The organism is Vibrio sp. 10N.222.52.B12 (assembly GCF_002875385.1).
Taxonomy (GTDB): domain Bacteria; phylum Pseudomonadota; class Gammaproteobacteria; order Enterobacterales; family Vibrionaceae; genus Vibrio; species Vibrio jasicida.
This window is the reverse complement of the sequence record NZ_MDAW01000115.1, coordinates 44662-68725: the sequence shown is the minus strand read 5'-3', so window position 1 is coordinate 68725 and position 24064 is coordinate 44662. Positions and strand designations below refer to the sequence as shown.

The following is a 24064-nucleotide window of genomic DNA, read 5'->3' as shown; positions in this document are numbered from 1 at the left end:
TTTGAATCTTATGCTTGTTTACGTTGTGTGTCTTTCTTTGCCAACTTTTCTACGCGTCGCTGCTCACGTTGTTTGGCACTTTCACCACCGACGTGTTGTTCGCCACGAACCGCTGCTAACGACACTTGCTTTTCACGCTCGCGGAAGCGCTCTACTTGCTCTTCACTGTGTTTACCAAAACATTTCGGGCAGCTTACGCCTTGCTCAAATTGCTCTGATTGTTTGTCTTCTTCCGTGATTGGCAGTCGGCAAGCATTACACAAGTCGTAATCTGCTTTTTCCAGCTGGTGGTTCACCGCAACGCGACCGTCGAATACGTAACAATCGCCTTCCCACAAGCTTTCTTCTTCTGGTACTTCTTCAAGGTATTTCAGAATACCGCCTTCTAGGTGGTACACCTCATCAAAGCCCTGCTCTTTCATGTAAGCAGTCGACTTTTCACAGCGAATACCACCCGTACAGAACATCGCGACTTTTTTGTGTTTCTCTGGATCCATGTTTTGTTTTACATAGTCAGGAAATTCGCGGAACGTGTCAGTATTTGGGTTAACTGCACCTTTAAATGTTCCGATTTCGATTTCATAGTCATTACGAGTATCAACCACAAAAACTTCTGGATCAGCAATCAGATCGTTCCAATCTTGGGGCTTCACGTAGGTGCCAACGACATGGCGAGGATCGATGCCTTCAACGCCCAATGTCACGATCTCTTTCTTTAGCTTTACTTTGGTGCGGTTAAACGGCTGAGTATCTGAGTACGACTCTTTGTAAACAATACCAGTAAGGCGAGGTTCGGCATTTAGCCATGCAAGCAGTGTATCAATACCTTCGCGTTTCGCTGCTACCGTACCGTTAATACCTTCACTCGCCAGTAGCAACGTTCCATGTACACCGTGGGCTTCCATTAGGGCAAGCAATGGCTCGCGTAACTCTTGGTAGTTTTTCAGTTCCACAAACTTATACAGGGCGCAGACAACATACTGACTCATGATTATTCCTTACTTTAAAGGGTCGATGGTTCGACGGCTCGATACCTAACAATTTTAGCGGCTCGGAGTATACCTGAGTAATTTAGTCGGAAATACGGACAAACTATGCGGATATTTTTAGTCATGTTGCCCCAGCGATTTTTTCAACAAATTTCAGCGCGTAGCATTGGAAATTAAAGGGTATGAAAATTTGAACTGGATCACATTTGTTGTTCTTTTCTAGAATTGAACTAAGTTAATGAAAATTAAAGCTTTGTGGAAAACTTCATCACTTTATCACGTTTGCGGTGCTTGGCTCTGATTGCTGTTCCTATCGAGCTTGGGTCAGTGTCAATATGTTTCCTTACCCTCTCTATCGTCAGTTCTAACTTTTAAAAAACTTTCTTGTAATGATAACTATTATCATCTAGATCTATTGCGTACATATGGTGCTCATCATTCAAACTACACACAAGATATAGATTATGGACGTTATAAAACGAGATGGACGGAAAGAAAAAGCCAGTCTAGATAAGGTTACTCGAAGAGCCGAAGCGCTGGCTGATGGACTAAAAGTCGAACCTATTGCGGTTGCACAACGCGTGGTAAGCGGTTTGTACGACGGCATTAAGGTGACGGAAATCGATGTATTCCTCGCTGAAACGGCAGCAAGCCTTGCGACGGAACACCCCGATTATGCCAAGCTTGCGGCTCGCGTGATGGTGAGTTCTCTGCAAAAAGAAACCAGCGGATACGCCACTGCAACACGTGAGCTCTCTGAAATCGGTATTCTTTCCGATGCTTACGTCGACTTTGTTGCCAAGAATCAGTTTGCGCTCGAAGAGATGATTGACTACAAACGTGACTATCAGTTTGATTACTTCGGCTACAAAACTCTCGAGCGTTCCTACCTATTGAAAGTAAAAGGTGTGGTGGTTGAACGACCACAAGATATGTTCATGCGTGTAGCGGTCGCTGTCGCGGGTGACGATCTTGAAGAAATTAGAGAGCTATACGATTTGCTCAGCCTTGGTTACTACACTCACGCTACGCCAACGCTGTTTAATGCTGGCTGTAAGATGCAACAACTATCTTCGTGTTTCCTATTAGCGATGCAAGAAGATTCCATCAACGGTATTTACGACACCCTCAAAGATTGTGCGCTGATTTCTAAATCGGCGGGTGGCATTGGGCTACACATCCACAATATTCGAGCGACGGGTGCGCCAATTATTGGCACTAACGGTGTGTCGAATGGCATCGTGCCAATGCTGAAAGTTTTCAATGAAACGGCTCGCTATGTCGACCAAGGTGGCGGTAAGCGCAAGGGCTCGTTTGCGGTTTATCTGGAACCTTGGCATGCGGATATCGAATCCTTCCTCGATTTACGTAAAAACCACGGTAAAGAAGAGTTCCGAGCTCGTGATTTGTTCCTCGCTCTATGGGTACCAGACTTGTTCATGGAACGTATTGAAAACGATGCGGAATGGACTCTATTTAGCCCTCACAATACCAAAGGTTTGTCTGATTTATACGGCGCTGAGTTTACTCAGAAGTACCAAGAATACGAGCGTATGGGCTTGGGCGAGAAGACCATCAAAGCCCGCCAATTGATGACGCAAATCATTGAGTCACAAGCCGAGACGGGTACGCCGTACATGCTCTACAAAGACGCGTGTAATGAAAAGTCGAATCAGAAAAACCTCGGCACCATCAAATCGAGTAACTTGTGCGCAGAGATCATGGAAGTGTCGACGCCAGATGAAACGGCGGCTTGTAACTTGGCGTCCATGGCACTGCCTAAGTTCGTTACAGACACGGGGTTTGATTTCGACAAACTTCACCAAGTCACCAAAGTTGCGATTAAAAACCTCGACCGCGTTATCGATGTGAACTATCACCCAACCGATAAGATTGAAAAATCGAACCACGCGCATCGTCCTGTTGGTTTGGGTATTCAAGGTTTGGCGGATGTGTTCTTCAAAATGCACCTTCCATTCGATAGCGAAGAAGCATTGCAGCTAAACCGTGACATCGCGGAAACCATGTATCACGCCTCCCTTGAAGCGTCTTGTGAAATCGCGGCGCAAAAAGGCGCGTACTCCAGTTATGACGGCTCACCAATCAGTCATGGTCAGTTCCAATTTGATCTGTGGGGTGAACATCCAAGCAGCCGCTGGGATTGGTCACAGCTAAAGCGCCAAATCGCAGAGCACGGTGTGCGTAACTCACTACTGATTGCTCAAATGCCAACGGCGTCGACAGCGCAAATTTTAGGTAACAACGAAGCGTTTGAAGCGCAAACCAGCAATATCTACAAACGCCAAACATTATCGGGTGAGTTCATCATCATCAACAAACATCTGGTGAGCGATCTGGAACAACGTGGTCTTTGGACGAGCAAAATCCGTGACGCCATTATTCTCAATAACGGTTCAGTACAAGGTATCGATGCCATTCCAGACGATCTTCAATCCGTGTATCGCACCGTGTGGGAAATCTCTCAGAAAGAGATCATTGATATGTCGGCAGCTCGTGCCCCGTTTGTTTGCCAATCGCAGAGCCTCAATTTATGGCTCGCATCACCAACATTCGCCCAAATCAATGCGATGCACTTCTATGCGTGGAAACGTGGTCTAAAAACCGGCATGTACTACTTGCGCTCCAAGCCATCGACGAATGCGGTGAAAGTCACCGTTGGTCAGCAGAGCGAAGATGAAGATTGCCTAAACTGCGGCGCATAAACCTATCTCGCCAATTAAAAAGATTCACATCAACCGAAAGTAAGGAAACGGTATGATTGTTAAAAACAAATTTAGCTTGTTCCCCATTCAATACGAAGAGATTTGGCAAGCGTATAAAACTCACGAAGCGGCTTTCTGGACGACAGAAGAACTCGATTTTGCTCAAGACCTTGCTGATCTTGCCAAGCTGACCGAAGGCGAAAAGCACTTCATTCGACATGTGTTGGCGTTCTTTGCTCAGAGCGAAGGGATGATTAACGAGAACTTATTGACTCGATTTTATGGCGAAATTGAAATCGCAGAAGCGCGCTGCTTCCTTGCTTTGCAGGCATTTAATGAAGTCATTCATGCAGAAACTTACGCGCTGCAACTCGAAACTTACATTCCTGATGTTGAAGAGCGTGAGCGTTTGTTCAATGCGATTGAAAACGTCCCGACCGTAAAACGTAAGGCGGAGTGGGTAATGAGGTGGATCTCTTCCGACAAACCATTGGCAATGCGTTTGATTGCCTTTGGTCTAGTGGAAGGCTTGTTCTTCGCTGGCAGCTTCTGCGCCATTTATTACTTCCGTAAACGTGGTTTGCTGGCAGGCTTAGCGGCAAGTAATGACTTGATTGCTCGTGATGAAGGGTTGCACTTTAGTTTCTCTGCGCTGCTATTCAAAACCTTAGGTCAAGGCAAGGTAACACAACAAGAGTTTGAAGAGATTTGCCGAGAAGCCGTTTCAATTGAGAAAGAGTTTGTAACGGAAGCCTTACCAGTGGACTTGATTGGTATGAATGCTGAGCTGATGTGCCAATACATTGAGCACACTGCCGATGTTATCGCTGGTTTGTTTGGTTTCACCCCGCTCTTTGGTGCTGAAAACCCATTTGATTACATGCGCTTATTGGACATGGAAGGAAAAACTAACTTTTTCGAAAAACGCGTTACTGAATACAAACGACCTCAAGATCGCCAGTTGAGTTTTGATGCAGATTTCTAACGGCAAGGAATAGCACAGAAGAGTGATGAAAATAGAAATGTACAGTAAGGAGCAGTGCTCCCAATGTGAGACCGCTGCGATGTGGTTGCAAAATCAGGGCTTTAACGTGGCAACGCTTAAGTTGGATGTGGAGTTTGATCGGGAAACCTTGTTCGAGTTATTCCCAACCGCAAGAAGCTATCCGCAGTTTATGCTCGATGGCGAACCGATTGGTGATTTTAGTCGCTTAAAATCGGCACTCGCTTTTGAGCAAAATGCCGCTTTCTAAATTATGTATATAATCCCCTTTTATTGAGAAAAGGAGAGTTTTATTTCCACTTAAATTTTGTGGATGTTCAAATTATCAGTAAAAACTCGTAAAACTGTTGAAAACGTACTCGACATAAATGGTCGAAATTTGTACTGTTGAATCGCTTCACATTCCTAAAACTTCTTATCCGATAATCAGTTGAAGCAAAGATCTGTGCTTGATACAGGTCGGTTGGCAAAGGAATTCAACATGCAACAGTTTCATATCAGAAGACTAAGAGAAGAAGACGTCCCACTGTTGAAAACGCTCTTGGTCGAACTCGACACCTCTCATTATAATGCTGAGCCAGATTTCTACCGTTCTCCGGAAGAAATGGCGCAGTTAAGGGAAGATCGCAACATCTTCGATAAATATTTTGATGGCAGCATCACGGCTTTTATTGCTTGTTCTAACCGACAGGTGGTTGGCTTTATTTCTGGCACCGTGCGAGAGGTTAACTCGATTCTCTCTCCGGAAAGACGCGTCGGTTATATCAATGAATTGGTGGTGTCTGAAAGCCATCGTAACTTAGGTATTGGCTTGTCTTTGATGGATAAAATCGAGAGTGATTTGTGCAGCCAAGATATTGAAGAGCTTGGTTTAACCGTGGCGTCATTTAATCACGAAGGCGAAGATTTCTACCATAAGATGGGTTACCGCGTGATCACCAAAATGATGACCAAGCGAGTCAAAGACTAGCGCTAATTTAAACCTGAATCGAATCAAAAACGCCTCTCTATCTCGTGATAAAGAGGCGTTTTTCTATCTAGGTTTTTAGCGAATTCTGAGCGTTAGCTGCTCATTTCAACGTTGTTGCGGTTTGTTTACCCATCGCAATTAACTTGTCGAGAATACGCTCACCATCTGCACGAAGACCGTTGTGCTCATATTCATTGGTGATCCACGCTTTTGAGTTTGGCATTGCAGCGAGTGTTTCACGGCTAATGTCCATTTCTACAAACATATCGTCGGCATAGACAGCGCAGCTCACAGGCACCTTATTGTTTGCCAGTTGTTGGGCATCGTATAACGGCGTCCAATCGGCTTTCTCTGCCAGTAATTCTGCAGCTTCTTTCAGTGGCTTTAAGTTTACGTATTGATCGAACATCCAAGGGAAGACCATTTCTCCAGTGAAGTAGAACGACTTACCTTGTTCGTAATTGAACGCATCATGCTCTTGGCGCACTCGGTGTGCGCTCCATTGAGAAGCAAACCCTTGGCAGTAAATTGATTCGTGCAGAATCGCGTAAATTGGATTGGTCTGGAAGTTTTGCTGTGCCAACATGTCGTTGAGGAATTCATAACGAAGCTGAGGTTTACCGTTCACTTCAATCAAGGCACTTTCTAGCCAGTAATAAGTTGGCAAGAAGGTATCACTGACACCAAAGTTAATCCCAATTTGTTGGAATTGTTCGACAGTAAAACGCTGACCATTTGGCAGAAACTCTTCGTGCTCCAATAAGTGATTGGCAATGTTTTGGCACAGTTGCTGCGCTTGTGGGAATTGCTGGAAGAAGGCTTGGTTCTTCTCCATGGTGCGCTTAAAGGTTGCTTGATACACATCATCGGCATGACGAGAAACCGAAGGCACACCACCCGTAATGTAGCTTTGGAGCAAACTGTTCGGGAACAGCGATAGATAAGTTAGTGAACAGAAGCCGCCAAAGCTCTGCCCCAAAATCGCCCACTTCTCAACACCAAATTGTTCACGGATAAATTCCGCATCGCGAACAATGTTGTCTGCGCGGAAGTGGCTTAAGTAGTCAGCCTGTTGCTTCGGCGTGAGGTGCGCAAGCGTCTGATGATTGATCACGCTGCTGTTGCCAGTGCCGCGTTGGTCGAGCAGCAATACACGATACTCACTCAGTGCGCGTTTTATCCAACCGTTGTTTCCGTTTGGACGAGGAGAAGGGAAGCCCGGACCACCTTGAAAATACACTAACCATGGTTTGTCGGAGTCTTCATCGCCGACTAAACAAACGGAGCGAGCGAAGACGTTGATCGTGCCTTTGCTTAGATCTTGGTAATCCAGTGGCACGGTGAACGAGTGGGGCGTGTAATGCAGTCCTGCGTCGATAAATGATTGAGCGTTCATTGTTATGGTCTGTCCTTGTTTATAGTCGCTTTACGATATCGAATTCCTTATTAGAAACAATAGATTTGTTGTAAGAACTCGATTTTTGAAGCGGGAAAGGCAAGGAATGGCACTCAAAACAGAAACTCTTCGATCTTTCCGTGTTGGTATGCACTGAGTGAACTATGATCTGATAGGTGCAGTTTAGACATCACTGTCTTACCGTATTTATGAAACGAGACATTTGGCGGTCATTGACCATGGAGGATGCTTGATGAACACGTCACTTACCCGAATAACGCTCACTTGTTTACTACTACAGACCATAAGCGCCCCTGCATTGGCAGTTGTAACGCCGAATCCGCCTCAGTTGCAGGCGAAAGGCTATGTGTTAATGGACTTTCAGTCCGGTGCCATCATTGCTGAGCAAAACGCGCGTGCCGGATTAGCCCCAGCCAGTTTAACCAAACTGATGACCGCTTACGTCGTGGGGCAAGAAATCAAATCTGGGCGGCTTCAATGGGATGATAAAGTGACGGTGAGTGAGAACGCGTGGTCAGCCAAATTCCCAGACTCCTCAAAAATGTTTATCCAACCCAAAGATGAAATCACCGTCGCCAATCTAATGCGTGGAGTGATCATTCAATCTGGTAATGATGCTTGTGTGGCGCTCGCCGAACATGTTGCCGGTAGTGAAGGGGCGTTTGTCGCCTTGATGAATGGTTGGGCGGATAAGCTCAGCTTGAACGATACCTACTTCGTTAACTCGCATGGTCTGGATAGCGAGGGCATTCAAACTTCTCCTAATGATATGGCGACGCTGATGCAATCCATCATCAATGATGTGCCCGAAGTCTATGCGTTTTATAGTGAGAAGGTATTTAAGTGGAACAAGATCACCCAATACAACCGTAATAAACTGTTGTGGGACAAATCGATGGATGTCGATGGCGGTAAAACGGGCTACACCAGCAATGCAGGGTACAGTTTGGTCAGTTCTGCTAAGCAAGGAAAGATGCGACTTATCTCGGTAGTGATGGGGACACCAAGCAAACAGTCGCGTATTAGCCAGTCTAAGAACCTGCTCAGTTATGGCTTCCGCTTCTATGACACCAAACAAGTGGCAAAACAGGGCGAAGTTCAGGCGAGTGCAAAAGTGTGGAAGGGTGATGTCAGTGAGATTGATTTGGGCTTCGCTCAAGATGCGTACCTGACGCTGCCCCGCTCTCTAACCGCTGGTTTAGACAAGAGCGTGGTCGTGAATGAACCGTTGATCGCACCCATCGCAAAAGGGGATGTGGTTGGTAAAGTCGTGTGGAAGAGTGACGATAAAACCGTGGCGAGCTATCCGCTGGTGAGTAACCAAGCAGTGGAAGAGGGCTCGTGGATTGGGAAGTTATGGGACAGTTTAGTACTTTGGGTGAAGTCGCTGTTTAACTAGTGCAAGGGCGAGTTTCGCGATAGTGATTTCAGAATTTCAGACAAAGAAAAGCAGCTCGAAGGTGAGCTGCTTTTTGCTTTCGCGTTTATTGCAGTTTTAGTGATTATTCAGACAAGGTGATGATTGGTAAGTCATCCCAAATCTTACTCTCATCCGATGCGCCGCCAGAGAAGTTCCAAGGACCTTTGTCTTGTTCCAGTGGACGGTAAGTGGCAGACAATCCATCCAAGTCCCAAGTTGTCACATAGAATCGAATGCCATCCAGTGAATCAGGTCGACCTAGTGCGTCACTCGCGAAGTCCATCGAAATGGTGTTGTTGGCTTTGTCTACGGTGACCATTGGTGCCGGCGTTACCGCTTCACCCCATGTTGTCGCGTTTGCGCCTTGAGTGTTGTAAATCGAGCTTTGCCAGCCGAAGACCACGGCATTGCGACTCCATGTTCCACTTGGCATAGAAGCGTTGATCTTTGGCAGTTCCGTTAGGTTGCTTGCTGCTTCTTCCGGTAAATCAATGAAGATGGTGAAACCAACGTGATCAAAGCCGTTTGGCGGTAACCAAGTATCGGTTATCTTGTCCATGGTGAAGGTCAAGCGCACGTTACTGCCGACGGTAAATACCTCGGCTTTGTTGATTGCGAGTTGGCTATTGTCTTTATCGAACGTTGGATCCGTTGGTAGCGAGTAGTTACCGTTAGGGCCGCCCATACCATCTTGCGCATCACCAGCGTCATCAATAGTGTCGTCTGGCGTGTTCGACCAGCTTAAGTCCGACACAAAGTTCACATCTTCAATGCCTGCTTTTTTCTCAGTGGAGTAAATCGCGAAGCGGTGTTGCTGTTCGCCAATCGCAAAGTGACGGGTAGATAAAGTCACGCTAAATTGACCGTCAGCACCCACGGTAATGGCTTGTGCTGTTTCCAGATTACCGTCGACGACAAGGTTTAATTTCTCGTTTGCGTTAGCAGTACCAGCAATCACGATGTCATCAGTAATGGTTTGTCCTTCCCAATCCTGTACCAGTTGGATGTTGAGGTCTGGGGTATCTACCGATTGGGTGTCGTCAGTTTTTGAGTAAATCACGGCAGATTTGGCTGGTAGCTCAAGGGTTACGTGACCGTTTTCATCGGCGATTAACTGCTCTGGAGCGTCCGCCCAATTCGACATGATTTGTTGTTGGAAGACGGTGCCGCCCGCTTGCTCTACATCGAGTTGGTTCATCAACATTGGGGAATTCGATGTGTTTATTACCACCAAGACTTCGTCGCTATCCAAAGTGCGGGTAAAGGCGAACACACCGGCGCCGGCTTTATCGCTACCAATCACTTTCATTTCGCCGCGTGTCATGACTTTGTTCTCGGTACGCAACTTAGCAAGCTCTTGGATGAACAAGTACATCTCGCTGTTTTGGTCGAATGAGTCTACGTAGTCGCCGTCTTCACGGTAGCCGCCAGCAAACATCGCATCGCGCGCCGCTGACATCTCCTGTTCTGTACCTTGGTAAATCACAGGGATGCCCGGTACCGCCATCATGGTAATCAGCGCTTGCTTCATATCATTGACACTGCCTTGTGATAGAAAACGTGGCATATCGTGGTTATCAATGAAGTTTGGCATGATGTATGGATTCGGGAACATCTCCATCATTTTCTCAAGACGGAAGCGTAGGTAATCGGTCGGTTGTCCTGCTGCAAATACGCGAGTCATGGTGGCTTGCAATGGGAAGTTCAACACCGAGGTTAACTGCTCCGGCGAGCCGCTTTCGCCGATGTAAGTCAGCATCTTCTCTTCGCCTTCTGTGTTGTAAGGCGTAGATGTTTCGAAGACTTCACCAAAGGTCAGGAAGTTATCGCGACCAGTATCAACCGCTTGAGTCATCACACCATCATCGGCGTGCAGGAAGTCGTTCCAGAAATCGTGCTCAACAAACTTCACAGTATCGATACGGAAACCGTCAACGCCCACTTCGCGAATCCATTTACGGTAGCTCTCTTTTAGATAAGCGCGTACTTCAGGATCGGATGTATTCAGGTCATCCAGATCCGACAGTTGCCAGGTTTTTTCTTGTACTGGGTCGTTGTGGTCGGTGATGCTTGGCGTCCAGTGGTAAATGCCTGTGCCATCTTCTTTACACTCATTCATGTTGAGTGGGTAAGGCAGTTCTTGCCCTGCTGGCAGCGCATTTTCGATCAAACGGAAACCTTGGCAAGGTAGGCTAGGATCGTAATTGTATGGGTCATCGTAAGTGAAGAAGTTACCTACGTGGTTGGTCACGATGTCTTGGATCAAAAACATGTTACGAGCGTGCACTTCTCGCGCTAACGCTTGGTAGCTTTCCATGTCACCAAAGTGCTCATCCACTTTTTGGAAATCACGCGCCCAGTAGCCGTGGTAGCCGCCGTAGTTTTGTTCTGCGTCCCACCACTGGTTTGCCACTGGCGGCGTAATCCAGATAGAGGTTGCGCCTAGGTCTTCGATGTAACCTAGCTTGTCACTGACACCAACAAGGTCACCACCACTGAATTTCTTGTCTGAGGTAGGATCGTACTCATTCTGACCTTGATCGTTTAGCGTGTTGTCGCCGTCGTTAAAACGGTCGATCATCAAGAAGTAAATGATCTGGTCTTGCCAATCAGGAGATGCCACGTGGCTTCCTATGTCGGTTGGCGTAGTTTCATCGCTACCACAGCCAGAAAGAGCTAGGGCGATCGCTAGAGGGAGTATTTTTATTTTATTCATAGGGTTAGGTAAGGTTTCAAACACGGCTTTTGTCTCCGTTATGCAGCAATGCGGAAACGATAAATCAAAGGTTTGAAGTTGAGAGTGTCATTTCGCGCCAAAAGAGACGTGAAATGATGTCACGAAGTGCTGAATTTGAACTGTGTTACATATTTAACTGAGTGGTTGCACAATTGGGTATTGAATCGGGTAATGGTCTTTGGCTAACTCATTACCAGAATGATCATAGAGTCGGAATCGGCACTGTTTAACCGTTTGGGTTAGGGAAAGTTGCAGCGCCCAGCATGTGTAATCTTCTGCATTCTGAGTTTGGCTCATTTCGTGCGGAGCTGGCGCGTCACCCAAGTAGCAATCGATCTTCGCCACGTCTTTTAATCGACACGCGAGTTCCACAAACAAGGTGTACTGAGTGTCGAGTTGGATAAGTTGCCTTGTCGGGACTATGTATTCCGTTGCACCAATTAAAAGCCCTTTAGAAACCACGTAATCACGCTGGTGGTTGTTATCAATGTAGCGTTCACCATCGACTTCATAACACAGTCTAAAGGTTAGTGGATGAGCGACAGGAAGCTCTGTTGTCGCCCATAGTTCGGTGCCATTATTCAAGAAACGCTCGAAGAAGGCGGGGTAGCGACGCCACGTGCCATCACGGTCTCGACACTCAACTGAGACCACTTTTTCAAACGCAATATTATCCACTTCCATCCAGATTTTACCGACGGGTTGGTCAATATCGTTATCGGCTAAAGTATTGGCTTTGGCATAGTACAAGCGGATGGGTTGGTTATTGAGATGAGTGCGGTTATCCAAGCACTGCTGGCGATATTGCATTGGCGAAAACGGATACCAACGGCGAAAGGTTCGGTGGAAGTTGGAAGGCTCTTCATAACCCAACTGATAAGCGATTTGCTGCGTTGTGAGTTGAGTGTCTGCAAGTAGGGCAAGTGCGTGCTTTTTCTTGGCGAAGTCGACGCATTGCGAATAGCTCATTTGTTTTTCTTGCAGTCGACGTTGCAAGGTGCGCTTGGATACGCCCAGTTGCAGTGCGGCTTGGTCTAATTTCAGTGCGTAATTGCTGTTTTTGACGAACAGAGCATTAAGCACGCTCAACAATTCTGGCTGTTCAATTGGTTGGTGAGACAGCAGCAAATAAACATGTTTTACCAAGTCGAACATGACCGAGTTCTGCTTCGGGTTAGTGTCTTCTTCTAGTTCGAAATGAGCAGAGTAAAGGTCATGGTTGTGAAGCTGAATGCGCACAGATTCACTCAAACCTAGTTGTTCCAATTGCATCAGCAGCAAGTCATAAACCGATTCTGCCCAGCTTGGCATCTCGGTAGCTCGGCACTCTAGCCGCATCTGAATCTGGTTATCACTGTGTTCGAAAACAATGTACAAGCGACGGTCGAACAGCGAAACACTTTTGCTCCACCACAACAGACCTTCACGCAGCGTCGGTGCCTCTTGCAACATCATACATTGCAAGGCAACCAGCTTTTCAATATGCCAATATTCGCCAGCAATTCTTAGGTGATTATGCCCAAGTTTTTTGCAGAGAAAGGGCGTGATGATGTTGTCTTGACGCAGCATGAAAGTGGTTCGGTAATAAAGCAAAGGCGACATTATTGCTTAAACCAAGTGTTGCTTCAGTGAGAGTGCTCAAAGCTTGTTACATCGGCGATTTTCAAATTTATTTTGAAGATGTTTTTAACTGAAATCGGTTTTTCCCTGTAACTCATAAGGTTAAAGTGATAACCAGCATAAACTACTCGACTGGAGACCCCGATGGACATCGTTCAAGCTGCTAAATCTCGCTACTCAACCAAAGTCTTTGACCCAACTCGTAAGCTGCCTCAAGAAAAGATCGACGCAGTCAAAGAGCTGATTCGTTTTAGTCCATCGAGCGTGAACTCTCAGCCGTGGCACTTCATTCTGGCAAGCACAGAAGAGGGCAAGCAACGTATCGCAAAAGCAGCACAAGAGAACTACGCGTTCAATGCTGCGAAGATCCTAAACGCATCACACGTGTTGGTGTTCTGTGCTAAAACGGACATCGATAACGACTACATCGAAGCGCTATTGGCGCAGGAAGAAAAAGACGGTCGATTCCCAACGGAAGAGGCAAAAGCAGCGGTACGTGGTGGTCGTAGTTACTTTGTGAACATGCACCGTTTTGACCTGAAAGACGCCAATCATTGGATGGAGAAACAGGTTTACCTCAACGTCGGTACGTTATTACTGGGGGCTTCAACGCTAGAAATTGATGCAGTGCCAATCGAAGGTTTTGACCCGAAAGTGCTGGATGAAGAATTTGGTCTTCGCGAAAAAGGCTACACTGGCGTTGTGATTGTGCCGCTTGGCTACCACGCAGAAGATGATTTCAATGCTAAGACGCCTAAGTCACGCTGGGAAGAAAGCTCTGTGTTTACTGAGATTTGATATCAACTCTATCAATTATTTAATCCTCCTTGCTGGTTAAAATCGTTGATAACTTCGTTTTGAACTTTGTAATTAGACCCACTAGTTACCGCAGTTCACGCCTTGTTCTAAACGATTTTTCCTGCGCAATTTATAACCTCATAATCAATAGAGTTGATATAGATGATTCATTTAGTTGCAGAAATTAAAGCCTACCCAGACAGTATCGACAACGTAACCAACTTACTTTCTGGTCTACTAGAACCTTCGCGTGAAGAAGAGGGGTGTTGCCAATACGAATTGTATTTGGATCAAAAGATCGAAGGCTTGTTTATGTTCCAAGAAATTTGGGCATCGCAAGAAGCGTTGGATAAGCACTTACAAAGTCCACATATCGCGCAGTTTATCTCCACGTTAGAAGATAACGATTGGGTTGAATATTCTCAGATTCGCCCAATGACGTTCGTCGGTTAAGCTTCTGAGCAGAATGTTGCCAGCACTTTCTTACGTTGCTGGCAGCATTTTTCATGAATGAATTCACGGAAAGTACGAATGGTTGGCGTCAGCAAACGACGATCGGCGCACACCATGTATAACGGTACCGGACCACAATCCCATTCAGGTAATACTCTTACTAATCTTCCTTCAATCAAATCTTGGCTGATGTCCATCAGTGATTTGTTGGCGATGCCTTTGCCTTTGATTGCTAAGCGATGGGATAAGTCACTGTCATTGCTAAGCAGCTTACCACTCACGACAACCTGTTCTGTTTGGTCTCCGCGAGTCAGCGTCCATTTGTTGTAAACCGAATCCGCCACCATGTAACACAAACAGTTGTGTTGGTTTAGATCTTCCGGTTTGGTCAGCACAGGATTATTTGCGACGTATTCTGGAGAGGCACACAGGATTCGCTCATTTGCGCCACACAATGCCAATACGACGAGGTTAGAGTCAGCAGGTTCACCGTAGCGAATCGCGATATCGACGGGCTTGGTGTACATATCGGTTAAGCTATCAGACAGCTCTAACTTGATAGAGACGTTTGGGTAAACATCAATAAATTCATCAACCCAATCAAGCAGCATGTTGCGACCAAAATCAGATGGCGCAGTGATATGCAGCTGACCAGATAACTCGCCACGCGCGCTTGATATCTGATCTAACCCCTCTTGCAGTGTTGCGAGCGCTTGAGTGGTTTTGTCTAAGAACAGCTCACCCTCTGAGGTGAGGCGAAGGCTGCGAGTGGAGCGCACAAACAGCGGAAAGCCTATTTGTCCCTCAAGACGTTTGATCGATGCACTGATGGCTGCTGGTGTCATGTCCATGCTGTTGGCAGCTTTCGAAAAACTGCCTTGGCGTGCGGTTTCGACAAAGATATTCAGATCGTTGAGGGCTTTCATAATGAAAAGGGCTTTTAAGAAGTTTGGGCTACTATAGGGGAGAGTCGCAGGGCAATTCAAGGTTAAAACACTAGGTTGCGCGGCGAGTTTGAGTTAGATTAGCGCGCAACTTCACTTTACTGGATCAATAGCATGAGCCAACAGCAGCCGAATAACCCACTTCACGGGTTGAGTTTAGAAAAAATCCTTACCCGTTTAGTTGAGCACTTCGGGTGGAAAGGAATGCATGAGCGCGTTCGTGTTAATTGTTTTCAGAAAGATCCTTCAATCAAATCGTCGTTGAAGTTCCTGCGCAAAACGCAGTGGGCAAGAGATAAAGTGGAAGCGCTGTACATCGAGACGTTCTGCTAATTGGATTTGGTGCACGTTTAAAAGAGAGATTCCGGATGGCTCGCTAGAATGACACAGCTTTTCTTATCGCATAGGCTGGAAGAGTTCCTCCGCGTTATTCCCGATAGCGACGAAGGAGCGCAGTCGGGAATCTCGGTTCTAATCTCTCGCTTCTCGCCTTTTTATCACTCCAAATGATGCGTACTGCCCACGGTGCCTTCCAAGTCTAAAATCGACTGGCGAACGTGGTCTGGAATCGCGGCTTTCACATTGTTCTTAAAATCAAACATCACACCAGTAGCGGTTGCGATGGTCGCAATCTTGCCCCACTTCTTACTCAGCACTTGGTATTCCATCGTGATGCGATCTTCTTGCATGTCGATTACGCGTGAGCCAATCAAAAGCGTATCTGGAAACGTAACGGGTAGTTTGTAGCGGCACTGGGTTTCACTTAAAACCGGACCGGTGTGAGACGTCTGCAAATCTACCAACAGATTAATCTTGTTGAAGTAGTCCAAACGCGCAGTTTCGAAGTAACGAAAATACACCGCATTATTGACGTGTTGCAGGGCATCCATCTCTCCCCAAGCGACTTTGATTTCCGTAATCACTGGGAATTCTTTTAATAACGTATCCATTACTCATGTTCCTTTTTCATCGACGTTGCCGCAATTTGCCAAGAGACTTATCACTTTGAGTATTTATTCTAGATGGAACTGATTAAAATGTAATAAAATTGTATGTAAAATGTGAAATGAATTAGATGCTTATTTTTGTAAACTAAAAACTTTACATAGTCAGTTGTGAGGCGTAGGTTTAAGTAAGCGTAACCAAAAGGAGATGTCCAATGACAGAACTGAAAGGTTTCAATCTTGCCAAAGTAGAAAAACGAATCGACTGGACAGGTGAGCTGTTCAGTTTACGAGTTTCCGGAGCGCCTCTCTCCTTCAAAGCCGGACAATTTACCAAACTTGCACTACTCGACGAACAGGGTAATCCCATTAGCCGTGCATACTCGGTAGTAAATGCGCCCAGTGAGCAGTTTGAATGGCTTGAATTCTTAGTCGTCGCGAACCCAGAAGGGCAATTGACGCCAAGGCTACAGCAGCTTCAAACCGGCGATAGCATTTATGTTGGTGAAACGGCCCATGGCGATCTGACCCACGATACCATTCCCAAACACGCAAACGATCTATGGCTGCTTTCCACGGGCACAGGCATTGGTCCATTCCTCTCCCTGTTAGACGACATCAATCTACTGCCACACAGCGATCATATTGTGCTGGTGCATGGTGTGCGTTACGAAAGAGATTTAGTTTACAAATACCTGATAGAGCAGCTCCAACAGCGATATGAAGGTCGTCTTCGTTATGTGCCGATTGTCAGCCGTGAGAGTATTCCGGGTAAGCTTCAAGGCCGTATTCCAGATCTGATTGCGTCGGGAGAGCTCGTTAATCGTGCTGACTTACCGTTTTCTAAAGAAAGCAGCTTTGTGATGATGTGTGGTAATCCGGAGATGATCAAAGACACCTCTCCAGTACTGCAAGAATTAGGGCTTGATAAATACCGAGCGAGAACGGGTGGCAATATCATTTACGAAAGGTATTGGTAAGCTTTGACTGATTTTTAATCCATCTCACTTCTGAGAGAGGTTCACAAATATCACATCTCACAATTGAGCACTTTGTGGTCCATCCCTAGAATGCATCAGCTTGCATTTCAGGGGGGAAGTATGTGGTGTTCAATTGCCAGTAAACGGCGCAGATTTATTGGTGGGCTGATTGATTTAATGCTTGTGACAGGGATAGTGCTACTTATTGCTCTCACGATCAATTCCCTCATTAATGGCTTCGAACTTTCTTTTCGTGAAAATCTTCAACTCGTTAATGAGACCAAAGCAAACTACGTCCTAACAATTCCGATGTTAATGATGATGAATTGGAATTTATTGCGTGACGGCCAGACAATTGGCATGCGTTTAGTTGGGATTAAAGTGGTGATGAGTAATGGCCATGATACGACGAAAGTCACTGCTTCATTGCGATTATGCATGGGCTACTTGATAGAAATGCTTATTCCATATACGCCGTTAGTGAATTTGTTGTTGCTGATTCTTCACCCGCAAAGGCGACTACTGCACGATTTAATTTCCGGAACTAAAGTTGTGAACTGTTAAAACATTTCAGATTTCGCCTGTTTCATACAGAGTTGCGAGCGACTCACCTTTCCACAACCCTTCTCTAGCGTCTACACTTTCTTCAGACATAAATTCAATCGCTTAGGATCAAGGATGATGAACAAAGCTGGTTGGGCGGTTTGTTTCGCTGCACTATTCTCTTCGGCTGCTTCTGCGGGTGAATGGGAGATTGAAGCCGGTGGATTTTTCTCTCGCACCGATACGAAACTCAACGCTTACGACCCTTATCTCGATCAAATACGCACTATCGATTTTGAATCGGATCTCGATTTGAAAGAGTTTACTGTGCTGCCTTATGTGGAGTTGGAGTATTACTTTAACCCCAAACACAGCGTGTACGCAGACTGGCGAAGTTTGCATCGAGAAGCCACCCGAACGGCGGTGACCAAGCCATTCGAAGTGACGATAGATGGAACAACGTATGCTGTTCAGGCTGGTTCAAAGCTTACAACAGAGCTGAATATTGATATTGCACGCCTAGGTTACGGTTACCAATTTTATACCAGCGATAAATGGGCGGTGGATGTATTGGCTGGGTTGCACGTGATGTGGCTGTCATTGGGTTTAGATGGCAAGCTCGGTGCGAAAGTGAGTGGAGTGGATGAAATCCCAGTGATGTTTGTTGATGATGCGGTTTTAAATGATGTCACAGCGCCATTACCAGACTTAGGTATTCGAGCTGAGTATTCGCTGAGTCCTGATTGGATTTTGAAAAGTCACGCCCAAGTCTTCTACCTAGCCGTCGATGATATTGAGGGTTACTTGTTGGAATTCGATTTGGGCGCTAAATACTTCTTTACCAATCAGTTCAGCATGACGGGGTCATTCAACTATTATGAGGTGGGCGTTGATTATGAAAGTGACAAATCAGCATTGGATGTGACTTATCGGTTTTACGGGCCGATGCTGACCATGGCGTATACATTCTGATATTAAAAAAGCCACATTCGAGTGTGGCTTTTTGCATTTAGCTATACGTGACTAAATCAACGTGCTTATTGCTGGTTGATGTACGCTTTAAAGCGCGCTTGTGTTTCTGCGTCTGCTTTTTGGTACCAGAAGTGCAGCATCTCTTCAGCTGTTGAATCGGCTTTCATGGTCGCAGGTTTAGTTTGCTTCATGTCCGCTGGGATCTTTGCAGGAAGTGTTGCTGGTTGAATTACTGCAGCACTTACAACGCCAACTGCCGCAACACCGCCAGCTTTGTTGTAATCTTCCACTTCACGAACGTAGTCACGACCGATTTGCATGCCAGGCTTCATAAGCTTGTCTTGCTCAACTGCGATAGCGTTGCCAGAAGCGTCAACCAGTTTCCAATCTAGATCTTTGATTTTATTTTCGGCTTCACGAAGGTCGCGGTATTCCGGCAGTTGTAGAGTCAGCTCTGCATCTGTCGCGTCGAAACGCGTTACGATCACGTCACTCTCAACGCTTAGGCGGTCATTACCTTGGCTGAAATATGGTGCGTAACGGAACACAACTTGGTTTACGCCGTCAGGTAGAGTGAAGCTCTTTTCCGAAGCAAAGAAGCCACCAGATAGTTTTACTTTTTCGCCGTTTGCGGCCAAAACTGAAACGTCGTCAGGAACATTTACGGTTACATCCGCGAATGCCATTCCGCTCATAGCAAGAGCAAGCGCGCAAGTTAAAGGCTTGATCAATTTCATTGTTTTTATCCTAAGCACTGTCATTTGTGGTCACCGAGAGTGCATCGTAAAGTGCTTTATTGCAACTCTCGAATGTAAGAAGTATGAAAATTTAACAAGAACGTCATTTTAATCTTATTCGCGTCGATGAAACTGTGAGCCAAATAGCTCAAACCGCTGCAAGCAGCGGTTTGTTTCAATTGATAGAACGATTAGATACCAGCGCCGTGTCCGGCTTCGTTTTGTCTGGAATCTCGCTCGGCATTTTCCTCTAACGCTTCTTGCTGCTGTTGCGCTTTTTCAATGTTCAACCACCACACGAACAGCTCGTACCAAATCGCTAGAATAACCGCACCTAAGAATAGGCCGACAATGCCGTAGAACAACATACCGCCGATGGCACCTAGCAGAATGACGGGCATTGGTACATCCACACCACGACCCATCAACATTGGTTTGAATAGGTTTTCAGATAGTGCTGCAACCACAACCCAAACCGTAAACATGGTTGCTGTGCTGGTGTCTTGCGTCATGTACATGTAACCAACGACTGGCAGTACTGCCAATAGAGCAGGTAGCTGTGCGATACAAAGAATCATCAGTACTAGTGTTAGTAAGCCCGCAGCCGGAACGCCAAAGATGAAGAACCCCGCACCAATTAATAGAGCCTGAATGGCTGCTACACCAACAACGCCAAGTAACACACTCTTGATGGTCGCTGCAATAAGCGTTGTCCAGCTCTTCGCATTATCACCCGCAGTACGAACCGCGATGGTTTTCAAGCCAGATGCTAGAGACTCAGAGTAAGTCATAAAGCCAGCAGCAATCGCTAGAGAGATGATTGATAGTAGTAAGCTACCCAGTGCACCACCGACCATACCAAGCAGAGAGGTCAGACCTGCCTTAATTTGAGGCATAAAGGTTTGGATTGCTTTTTCTAGGTTGGTTGCAAACAGTGTCCATACTTCGTAAAGCTTGTCACCGACCAAAGGCCAATCTGCTACCGATGCTTTTGGACCTGGGATCTTAATGTCACCACTTTGCAGTACGTCCAGCGCATGCGTTGCGCCATCGACAATAGAACCCGATACCATGACTAAAGGTGTAACCAATAGCGCGATACCCAGCAAGGCGATGGTCGTTGCAGCGAGGCCACGTTTACCACCATACACTTTTGCCAGCTTTTTACAGATTGGCATCAGAGCGACGGCAATGATGGCACCCCAAATCACCGGAAGGATGAAAGGTTTGATGATGTCGTATGTAAACATCAGCAAGATCAAGATCAAGCCGATTCGTATTGCAGATTCCACCATGTTACTGATGAAAACCTTACTTTCGATTTTTACCGATTGTTTATCCATTTTTGTTTACCTGATGTTCAATGTTGGAACTGACGAGACTTGAAACAACAATCGCCATATAAAACACGCCTACGATGGCCTCTAGATACACGACGACTTGCGCCAAAGGTGTTAGAGGGCTGATGTCGCCATAACCGAGAGTGGTTAGAGTGACGAAACTGAAATACGCTGCGTTAGAGAAGTTTTGGCCCCATGAGATGGCTTCCATCCCAGTGAATGAGTTTGGGGAAAACTCCAGCAGAATGAGGTAAGCAATTGCCCACATCAGACCGAGCAGCAAGAAGAGTGCAACAGATCCAATCACCTTGTTGGTGTTCACATGTCCAGTGAAAAGAATCTGTCTTGCAATCGATTTAAACGTACCAAAGAAGAAGGCGAAGGTTAGGGCGAGCATCACTACGTCCATCTCTTTGATGCCTAATACTGCTTTGATGGCGATGACCACGATCCACGTACCTAACAAGGTATAAAGGAAGCGTGACCAGTTCTTATCAAAACGCAGACTCGCCATACAAACGATGAAAGTCAGAATGGTGAAGCCTTGCAGAAGATGCTCCATTGCACCTTCCCCTACGACTTGTACAAACGCACCACCGATCAACAGACCGATAAGCGCTAACGTCAGGTAGAAGAAGTTGTTTTCTTCATTGATGTTTTTGAGTTTTTTTCCAATAGCCATGGTTTGCCTGTTTAACTCCTATTCTTGTTCTTGTGATGAGTCCTTCATCACCATGATGGAAGCGGAAAGCCCGAATCTCAGATCAACGCCTTCCGGCAATTCATGCAATGACACTCGAACAGGAATACGTTGTGCTAGGCGAATCCATTGGAATACCGGGTTCACGTTAGGCAGAAGGTTATAGCCCACGGTGCCGTCTTTTGGGGCGATACCCCAACCGATAGAATCGACGGTGGCATCGATTGGTGTGTCTGGGTGTGACATCAGAGTAACGCGCGCATCACTGCCCGGAGCAATTTGCGCTAATTGGTTTTCACGGAAGAAACCAAATACCCAGAAACTGTCTTTATCGATAAGGGCAACCAAAGGTTGGTTCGCAACGGCTTGTGTACCGTCGCGGATATCAAGGTTAGAGACAAAACCGTCAACCGAGGCATAAATCTTGGTGTAGCTAAGGTTCAAACGAGCTGATTTCAATTGCTCTTCAGCGGATTTGATTTGCAGCAGTGACTCTTCGTAGGTGATCTCACGGCGGATTAAGTCTTTGTGAGAAACTGCGCCGCGGTCTTTAGCACGAATGTCTTTCAAACGATCGTACTCTATCTTCTTGCCGCGTGAACTGACGATAGACTTTTGCAATGCCACTTCTGCTTGTGAGAGGGCAACTTCGTAAGTAGTAGGGTCGATCTCAAATAGCAGATCGCCTTTCTTTACTTCTTGGTTATCTTGCACGGTGACATTGACGATAGGGCCAGAGACTCTTGGCGCCACCTTAATGACATTGGCACGAACTTGGCCATCTCGAGTCCAAGGGTTATTAAAATACTCTTCGAACTTCTGATAGCCGAACCAAGCCGCGCCACCAAGAATGACAAGATTGAGTGCAATAACGAGTAGTTTTTTCATCTTGTTGGGCACCTAAAACTGTATATAAAAACTGTCGATGGCCACCACGTAAAACACCATGATGGCAAGGAATGTCAGGGACGGAAACGCAATAAAACGAGACAGACGTGTTTTGTTTAAAATGATCACGGTAATCCAAGTGGCAGTAACCGATAAAAACAGCACTAGCAACAATGGTGAGAAGTACACGTCACCCCAAGAGAGTTCATGTGGCATTATTGAGCCTCCCCTTCTTGTGGTGCGTTATTGCTTTCTACTTTATCTTTCGAGGCTGAGTCCTCGATACGATAAGGCGGCAGCACACGTGCTTCTTCATCCAAGTAGCCGTCCCAATCGCTGCGTTCTTGCATTTGCTTTGCTACACCTTCGGACAAGAAAGGTTTGCCCGTCTGGGCCTCCCAGCCACCACCGAGCGCTTTGTATAAGGCGACAACTTGGTTAGCAACATTGCCTTTGATGGTGGCGTAGCTGTCTTCCGCACGCGTCATTTTCTCTACTGAGTTGAGTAGACGTTCAAACGAAATTTGGCCATTCTCATATTGAGTCATCGAGATATTGAATGCACGAATAGAGGAGTTCACCGATTGCAGACGCAATGACTTTTGCTCCAAGTAAAGATCATAAGCCTCCAGCGCATTGGTCACTTCATTGACTGCTTGCAGAACTTTCTTGTTGTAGTTAGTGAGCGTTTCTTGGAACTTCGCATCTTCAAATCGAATGTTATTTTTCACACGGCCGTACTGGAATATGTTCCAACTGAATGTCGGACCTATCACCATGGTGAGCGAGTCACTGAAGCTAAAGCTGCTGCCATCTGGCACGGTGCTGTCTATGCCGATAGAACCAAAAAGGGAGAAGCTAGGATAGAGAGCCGTTTCAGCAACACCGATTTGCGCACTTTGCGCACGTGCTTGCATTTCAGATACTTGCAAGTCAGGACGACGCATCACTAAGTTCGCATCCACTTGGTTATCAAGCAGAGGAGGGCGAGGCACGATTGAACGTTCATCATTACCGGAGAGCGCTGGCTTTCTTCCTGAGGATTTAAATTGGGCCTCGTAATCCGCCATTCGCTGTGCAAAGCCCGCGGATTTCAACAATCCTTCAACCTCTTCTGGCAAGACACCAAGCAACAACGCTAACGCGGTTCGGGATTGCTTCATCGCGATTTCTAACGAAGGTTGCGCTGCTTTGGTGTTGAAGAGCTGGTTTTTTGCTTGTTGAACGTCGAGTTCCGTAACGTTGCCAGAATCAAACTGGACTTGAGTGATGTTCACCACACGTTCTTGGATCTCGATATTTCGGCGAGAAAGCAGAATACGTTCTTGGAAAGTACGGTAGTTAATGTAGTTGCGAGCGACTTCCGCAGTGATGGTGACCATAATGTCGTGATAAGACGCAATCGACGCGTAATAGCCTGCTTCGGCAGACTCAATTCCACGTGCGTATTTGCCCCAAATGTCCATCTCCCACCCCGCATCAAATGACAACGCGGCGTTATTGACACCTTGGTCGTTCACATAAGCTCGCGCTAAGTTACCGGAGACGGTTTGTACTTGTGGGTACTGCAACCCAGTCGAGATGCCCAGTAGTGAACGTGCTTGAACGATGCGCAGGCCAGCTGCCTCAAGGTCAAGGTTTTGTTGGCTGGCCATCTCAACCAACAGGTTAAGGGTCGGGTCGTTAAATTGCTGCCACCACTGCTGCAATTTTTGCTCTGACTGCTCTGCGTCTTGCGTGGCGGCGGCTTTTTCTACCGACCAGTCACTTGGCAAGGCGGTTTGCTCTGGGTGGACATAATCCGGACCCAAAGTCGTACACGCACTTAATCCGAGTACAGAGAGTATGGCGAGGCTTGGTTTAGTTAGTTTTAGAAGCATCATATC

The 24064-nt window shown here is 46.4% G+C and carries 23 protein-coding genes; 11 read left to right on the top strand and 12 right to left on the bottom strand.

Annotated features, from left to right (window positions below):
* Nucleotides 1–8: 8 nt before the first annotated feature.
* Nucleotides 9–989: a rhodanese-related sulfurtransferase gene (locus tag BCT11_RS11315; RefSeq protein ID WP_102388350.1), complete on the bottom strand. Its 981-nt coding sequence runs from the start codon at nt 987–989 to the stop codon at nt 9–11.
* Between the two features lie 464 nt (nt 990–1453).
* On the opposite strand from BCT11_RS11315, the gene BCT11_RS11310 reads away from it, so the two are divergent.
* The 4 genes from BCT11_RS11310 (at nt 1454) to BCT11_RS11295 (ending at nt 5685) form a co-directional block, all read left to right on the top strand.
* On the top strand, nt 1454–3712 hold the full coding sequence (locus BCT11_RS11310) for a ribonucleoside-diphosphate reductase subunit alpha (RefSeq protein ID WP_102388349.1): 2259 nt from the start codon (nt 1454–1456) through the stop codon (nt 3710–3712).
* Nucleotides 3713–3764: 52 nt separating this feature from the next.
* Nucleotides 3765–4697, top strand: a complete 933-nt coding sequence (locus BCT11_RS11305; RefSeq protein ID WP_102388348.1) for a ribonucleotide-diphosphate reductase subunit beta — start codon at nt 3765–3767, stop codon at nt 4695–4697.
* Between the two features lie 25 nt (nt 4698–4722).
* The gene (locus BCT11_RS11300) at nt 4723–4965 is read left to right on the top strand and encodes a glutaredoxin domain-containing protein (RefSeq protein ID WP_005529518.1); all 243 of its coding nucleotides are present in this window, start codon (nt 4723–4725) and stop codon (nt 4963–4965) included.
* Between the two features lie 231 nt (nt 4966–5196).
* Nucleotides 5197–5685 carry a GNAT family N-acetyltransferase gene (locus BCT11_RS11295; protein WP_005441955.1) on the top strand — a complete coding sequence of 163 codons (489 nt, stop codon included), beginning with the start codon at nt 5197–5199 and terminating at the stop codon, nt 5683–5685.
* Nucleotides 5686–5785: 100 nt separating this feature from the next.
* On the opposite strand, the gene BCT11_RS11290 is transcribed toward BCT11_RS11295, so the two are convergent.
* Nucleotides 5786–7081 (bottom strand): alpha/beta fold hydrolase, encoded by a 1296-nt coding sequence (locus tag BCT11_RS11290; protein WP_039977904.1) that lies wholly within the window; start codon nt 7079–7081, stop codon nt 5786–5788.
* A gap of 253 nt (nt 7082–7334) precedes the next feature.
* On the opposite strand from BCT11_RS11290, the gene BCT11_RS11285 reads away from it, so the two are divergent.
* Nucleotides 7335–8501, top strand: coding sequence for a D-alanyl-D-alanine carboxypeptidase family protein (locus BCT11_RS11285; protein WP_102388347.1), 1167 nt, complete (start codon nt 7335–7337; stop codon nt 8499–8501).
* 103 nt (nt 8502–8604) lie between these two features.
* On the opposite strand, the gene BCT11_RS11280 is transcribed toward BCT11_RS11285, so the two are convergent.
* Together BCT11_RS11280 and BCT11_RS11275 are read right to left on the bottom strand one after the other, a co-directional pair.
* Nucleotides 8605–11262: an alpha-amylase family glycosyl hydrolase gene (locus tag BCT11_RS11280; RefSeq protein WP_198593939.1), complete on the bottom strand. Its 2658-nt coding sequence runs from the start codon at nt 11260–11262 to the stop codon at nt 8605–8607.
* A 129-nt stretch (nt 11263–11391) separates the two neighbouring features.
* Nucleotides 11392–12828 carry a helix-turn-helix domain-containing protein gene (locus tag BCT11_RS11275; protein ID WP_102388396.1) on the bottom strand — a complete coding sequence of 479 codons (1437 nt, stop codon included), beginning with the start codon at nt 12826–12828 and terminating at the stop codon, nt 11392–11394.
* A gap of 195 nt (nt 12829–13023) precedes the next feature.
* Here BCT11_RS11275 and BCT11_RS11270 point away from each other — a divergent pair, with 195 nt between their 5' ends.
* Entirely contained in the window at nt 13024–13677 is a 654-nt protein-coding gene (locus tag BCT11_RS11270) for an oxygen-insensitive NAD(P)H-dependent nitroreductase NfsB (protein WP_039977563.1), read from the top strand.
* A 162-nt stretch (nt 13678–13839) separates the two neighbouring features.
* Nucleotides 13840–14130, top strand: a complete 291-nt coding sequence (locus BCT11_RS11265) for a putative quinol monooxygenase (protein ID WP_005436210.1) — start codon at nt 13840–13842, stop codon at nt 14128–14130.
* On the opposite strand, the gene BCT11_RS11260 is transcribed toward BCT11_RS11265, so the two are convergent.
* A complete protein-coding gene (locus BCT11_RS11260; protein ID WP_102388346.1) occupies nt 14127–15056 on the bottom strand; it encodes a LysR family transcriptional regulator in 930 nt (309 codons plus the stop codon). The genes BCT11_RS11265 and BCT11_RS11260 overlap by 4 nt on opposite strands.
* Nucleotides 15057–15188: 132 nt before the next feature.
* Between BCT11_RS11260 and BCT11_RS11255 the strand changes: the two genes are divergently transcribed.
* On the top strand, nt 15189–15407 hold the full coding sequence (locus BCT11_RS11255; protein ID WP_005429327.1) for a VF530 family protein: 219 nt from the start codon (nt 15189–15191) through the stop codon (nt 15405–15407).
* 164 nt (nt 15408–15571) lie between these two features.
* Here BCT11_RS11255 and BCT11_RS11250 read toward each other — a convergent pair whose 3' ends face one another.
* Nucleotides 15572–16024 carry a thioesterase family protein gene (locus BCT11_RS11250; protein WP_042604747.1) on the bottom strand — a complete coding sequence of 151 codons (453 nt, stop codon included), beginning with the start codon at nt 16022–16024 and terminating at the stop codon, nt 15572–15574.
* Between the two features lie 209 nt (nt 16025–16233).
* Here BCT11_RS11250 and BCT11_RS11245 point away from each other — a divergent pair, with 209 nt between their 5' ends.
* The 3 genes from BCT11_RS11245 (at nt 16234) to BCT11_RS11235 (ending at nt 18513) form a co-directional block, all read left to right on the top strand.
* Nucleotides 16234–16998 (top strand): ferredoxin--NADP reductase, encoded by a 765-nt coding sequence (locus tag BCT11_RS11245; protein WP_102388345.1) that lies wholly within the window; start codon nt 16234–16236, stop codon nt 16996–16998.
* A gap of 120 nt (nt 16999–17118) precedes the next feature.
* The gene (locus BCT11_RS11240; RefSeq protein WP_038869181.1) at nt 17119–17562 is read left to right on the top strand and encodes an RDD family protein; all 444 of its coding nucleotides are present in this window, start codon (nt 17119–17121) and stop codon (nt 17560–17562) included.
* 114 nt (nt 17563–17676) lie between these two features.
* Complete coding sequence (locus BCT11_RS11235) at nt 17677–18513, top strand: outer membrane beta-barrel protein (protein WP_045421687.1); 837 nt, start codon at nt 17677–17679, stop codon at nt 18511–18513.
* Between the two features lie 65 nt (nt 18514–18578).
* On the opposite strand, the gene BCT11_RS11230 is transcribed toward BCT11_RS11235, so the two are convergent.
* From BCT11_RS11230 to BCT11_RS11205, 6 genes are all read right to left on the bottom strand, one after another.
* Nucleotides 18579–19250 (bottom strand): DUF2057 domain-containing protein, encoded by a 672-nt coding sequence (locus tag BCT11_RS11230; protein WP_038879472.1) that lies wholly within the window; start codon nt 19248–19250, stop codon nt 18579–18581.
* A gap of 191 nt (nt 19251–19441) precedes the next feature.
* Nucleotides 19442–20593, bottom strand: a complete 1152-nt coding sequence (locus BCT11_RS11225) for an AI-2E family transporter (protein WP_038869038.1) — start codon at nt 20591–20593, stop codon at nt 19442–19444.
* On the bottom strand, nt 20586–21272 hold the full coding sequence (locus BCT11_RS11220) for a potassium channel family protein (protein WP_038869040.1): 687 nt from the start codon (nt 21270–21272) through the stop codon (nt 20586–20588). The genes BCT11_RS11225 and BCT11_RS11220 overlap by 8 nt, the downstream gene beginning before the upstream one ends.
* A gap of 18 nt (nt 21273–21290) precedes the next feature.
* A complete protein-coding gene (locus tag BCT11_RS11215; protein WP_038869042.1) occupies nt 21291–22178 on the bottom strand; it encodes an HlyD family secretion protein in 888 nt (295 codons plus the stop codon).
* Between the two features lie 12 nt (nt 22179–22190).
* The gene (locus BCT11_RS11210) at nt 22191–22394 is read right to left on the bottom strand and encodes a DUF1656 domain-containing protein (protein ID WP_019821560.1); all 204 of its coding nucleotides are present in this window, start codon (nt 22392–22394) and stop codon (nt 22191–22193) included.
* Nucleotides 22394–24061 (bottom strand): TolC family protein, encoded by a 1668-nt coding sequence (locus tag BCT11_RS11205; RefSeq protein WP_045405919.1) that lies wholly within the window; start codon nt 24059–24061, stop codon nt 22394–22396. Before BCT11_RS11205 ends, BCT11_RS11210 begins: the two co-directional genes overlap by 1 nt.
* Nucleotides 24062–24064: the final 3 nt, after the last annotated feature.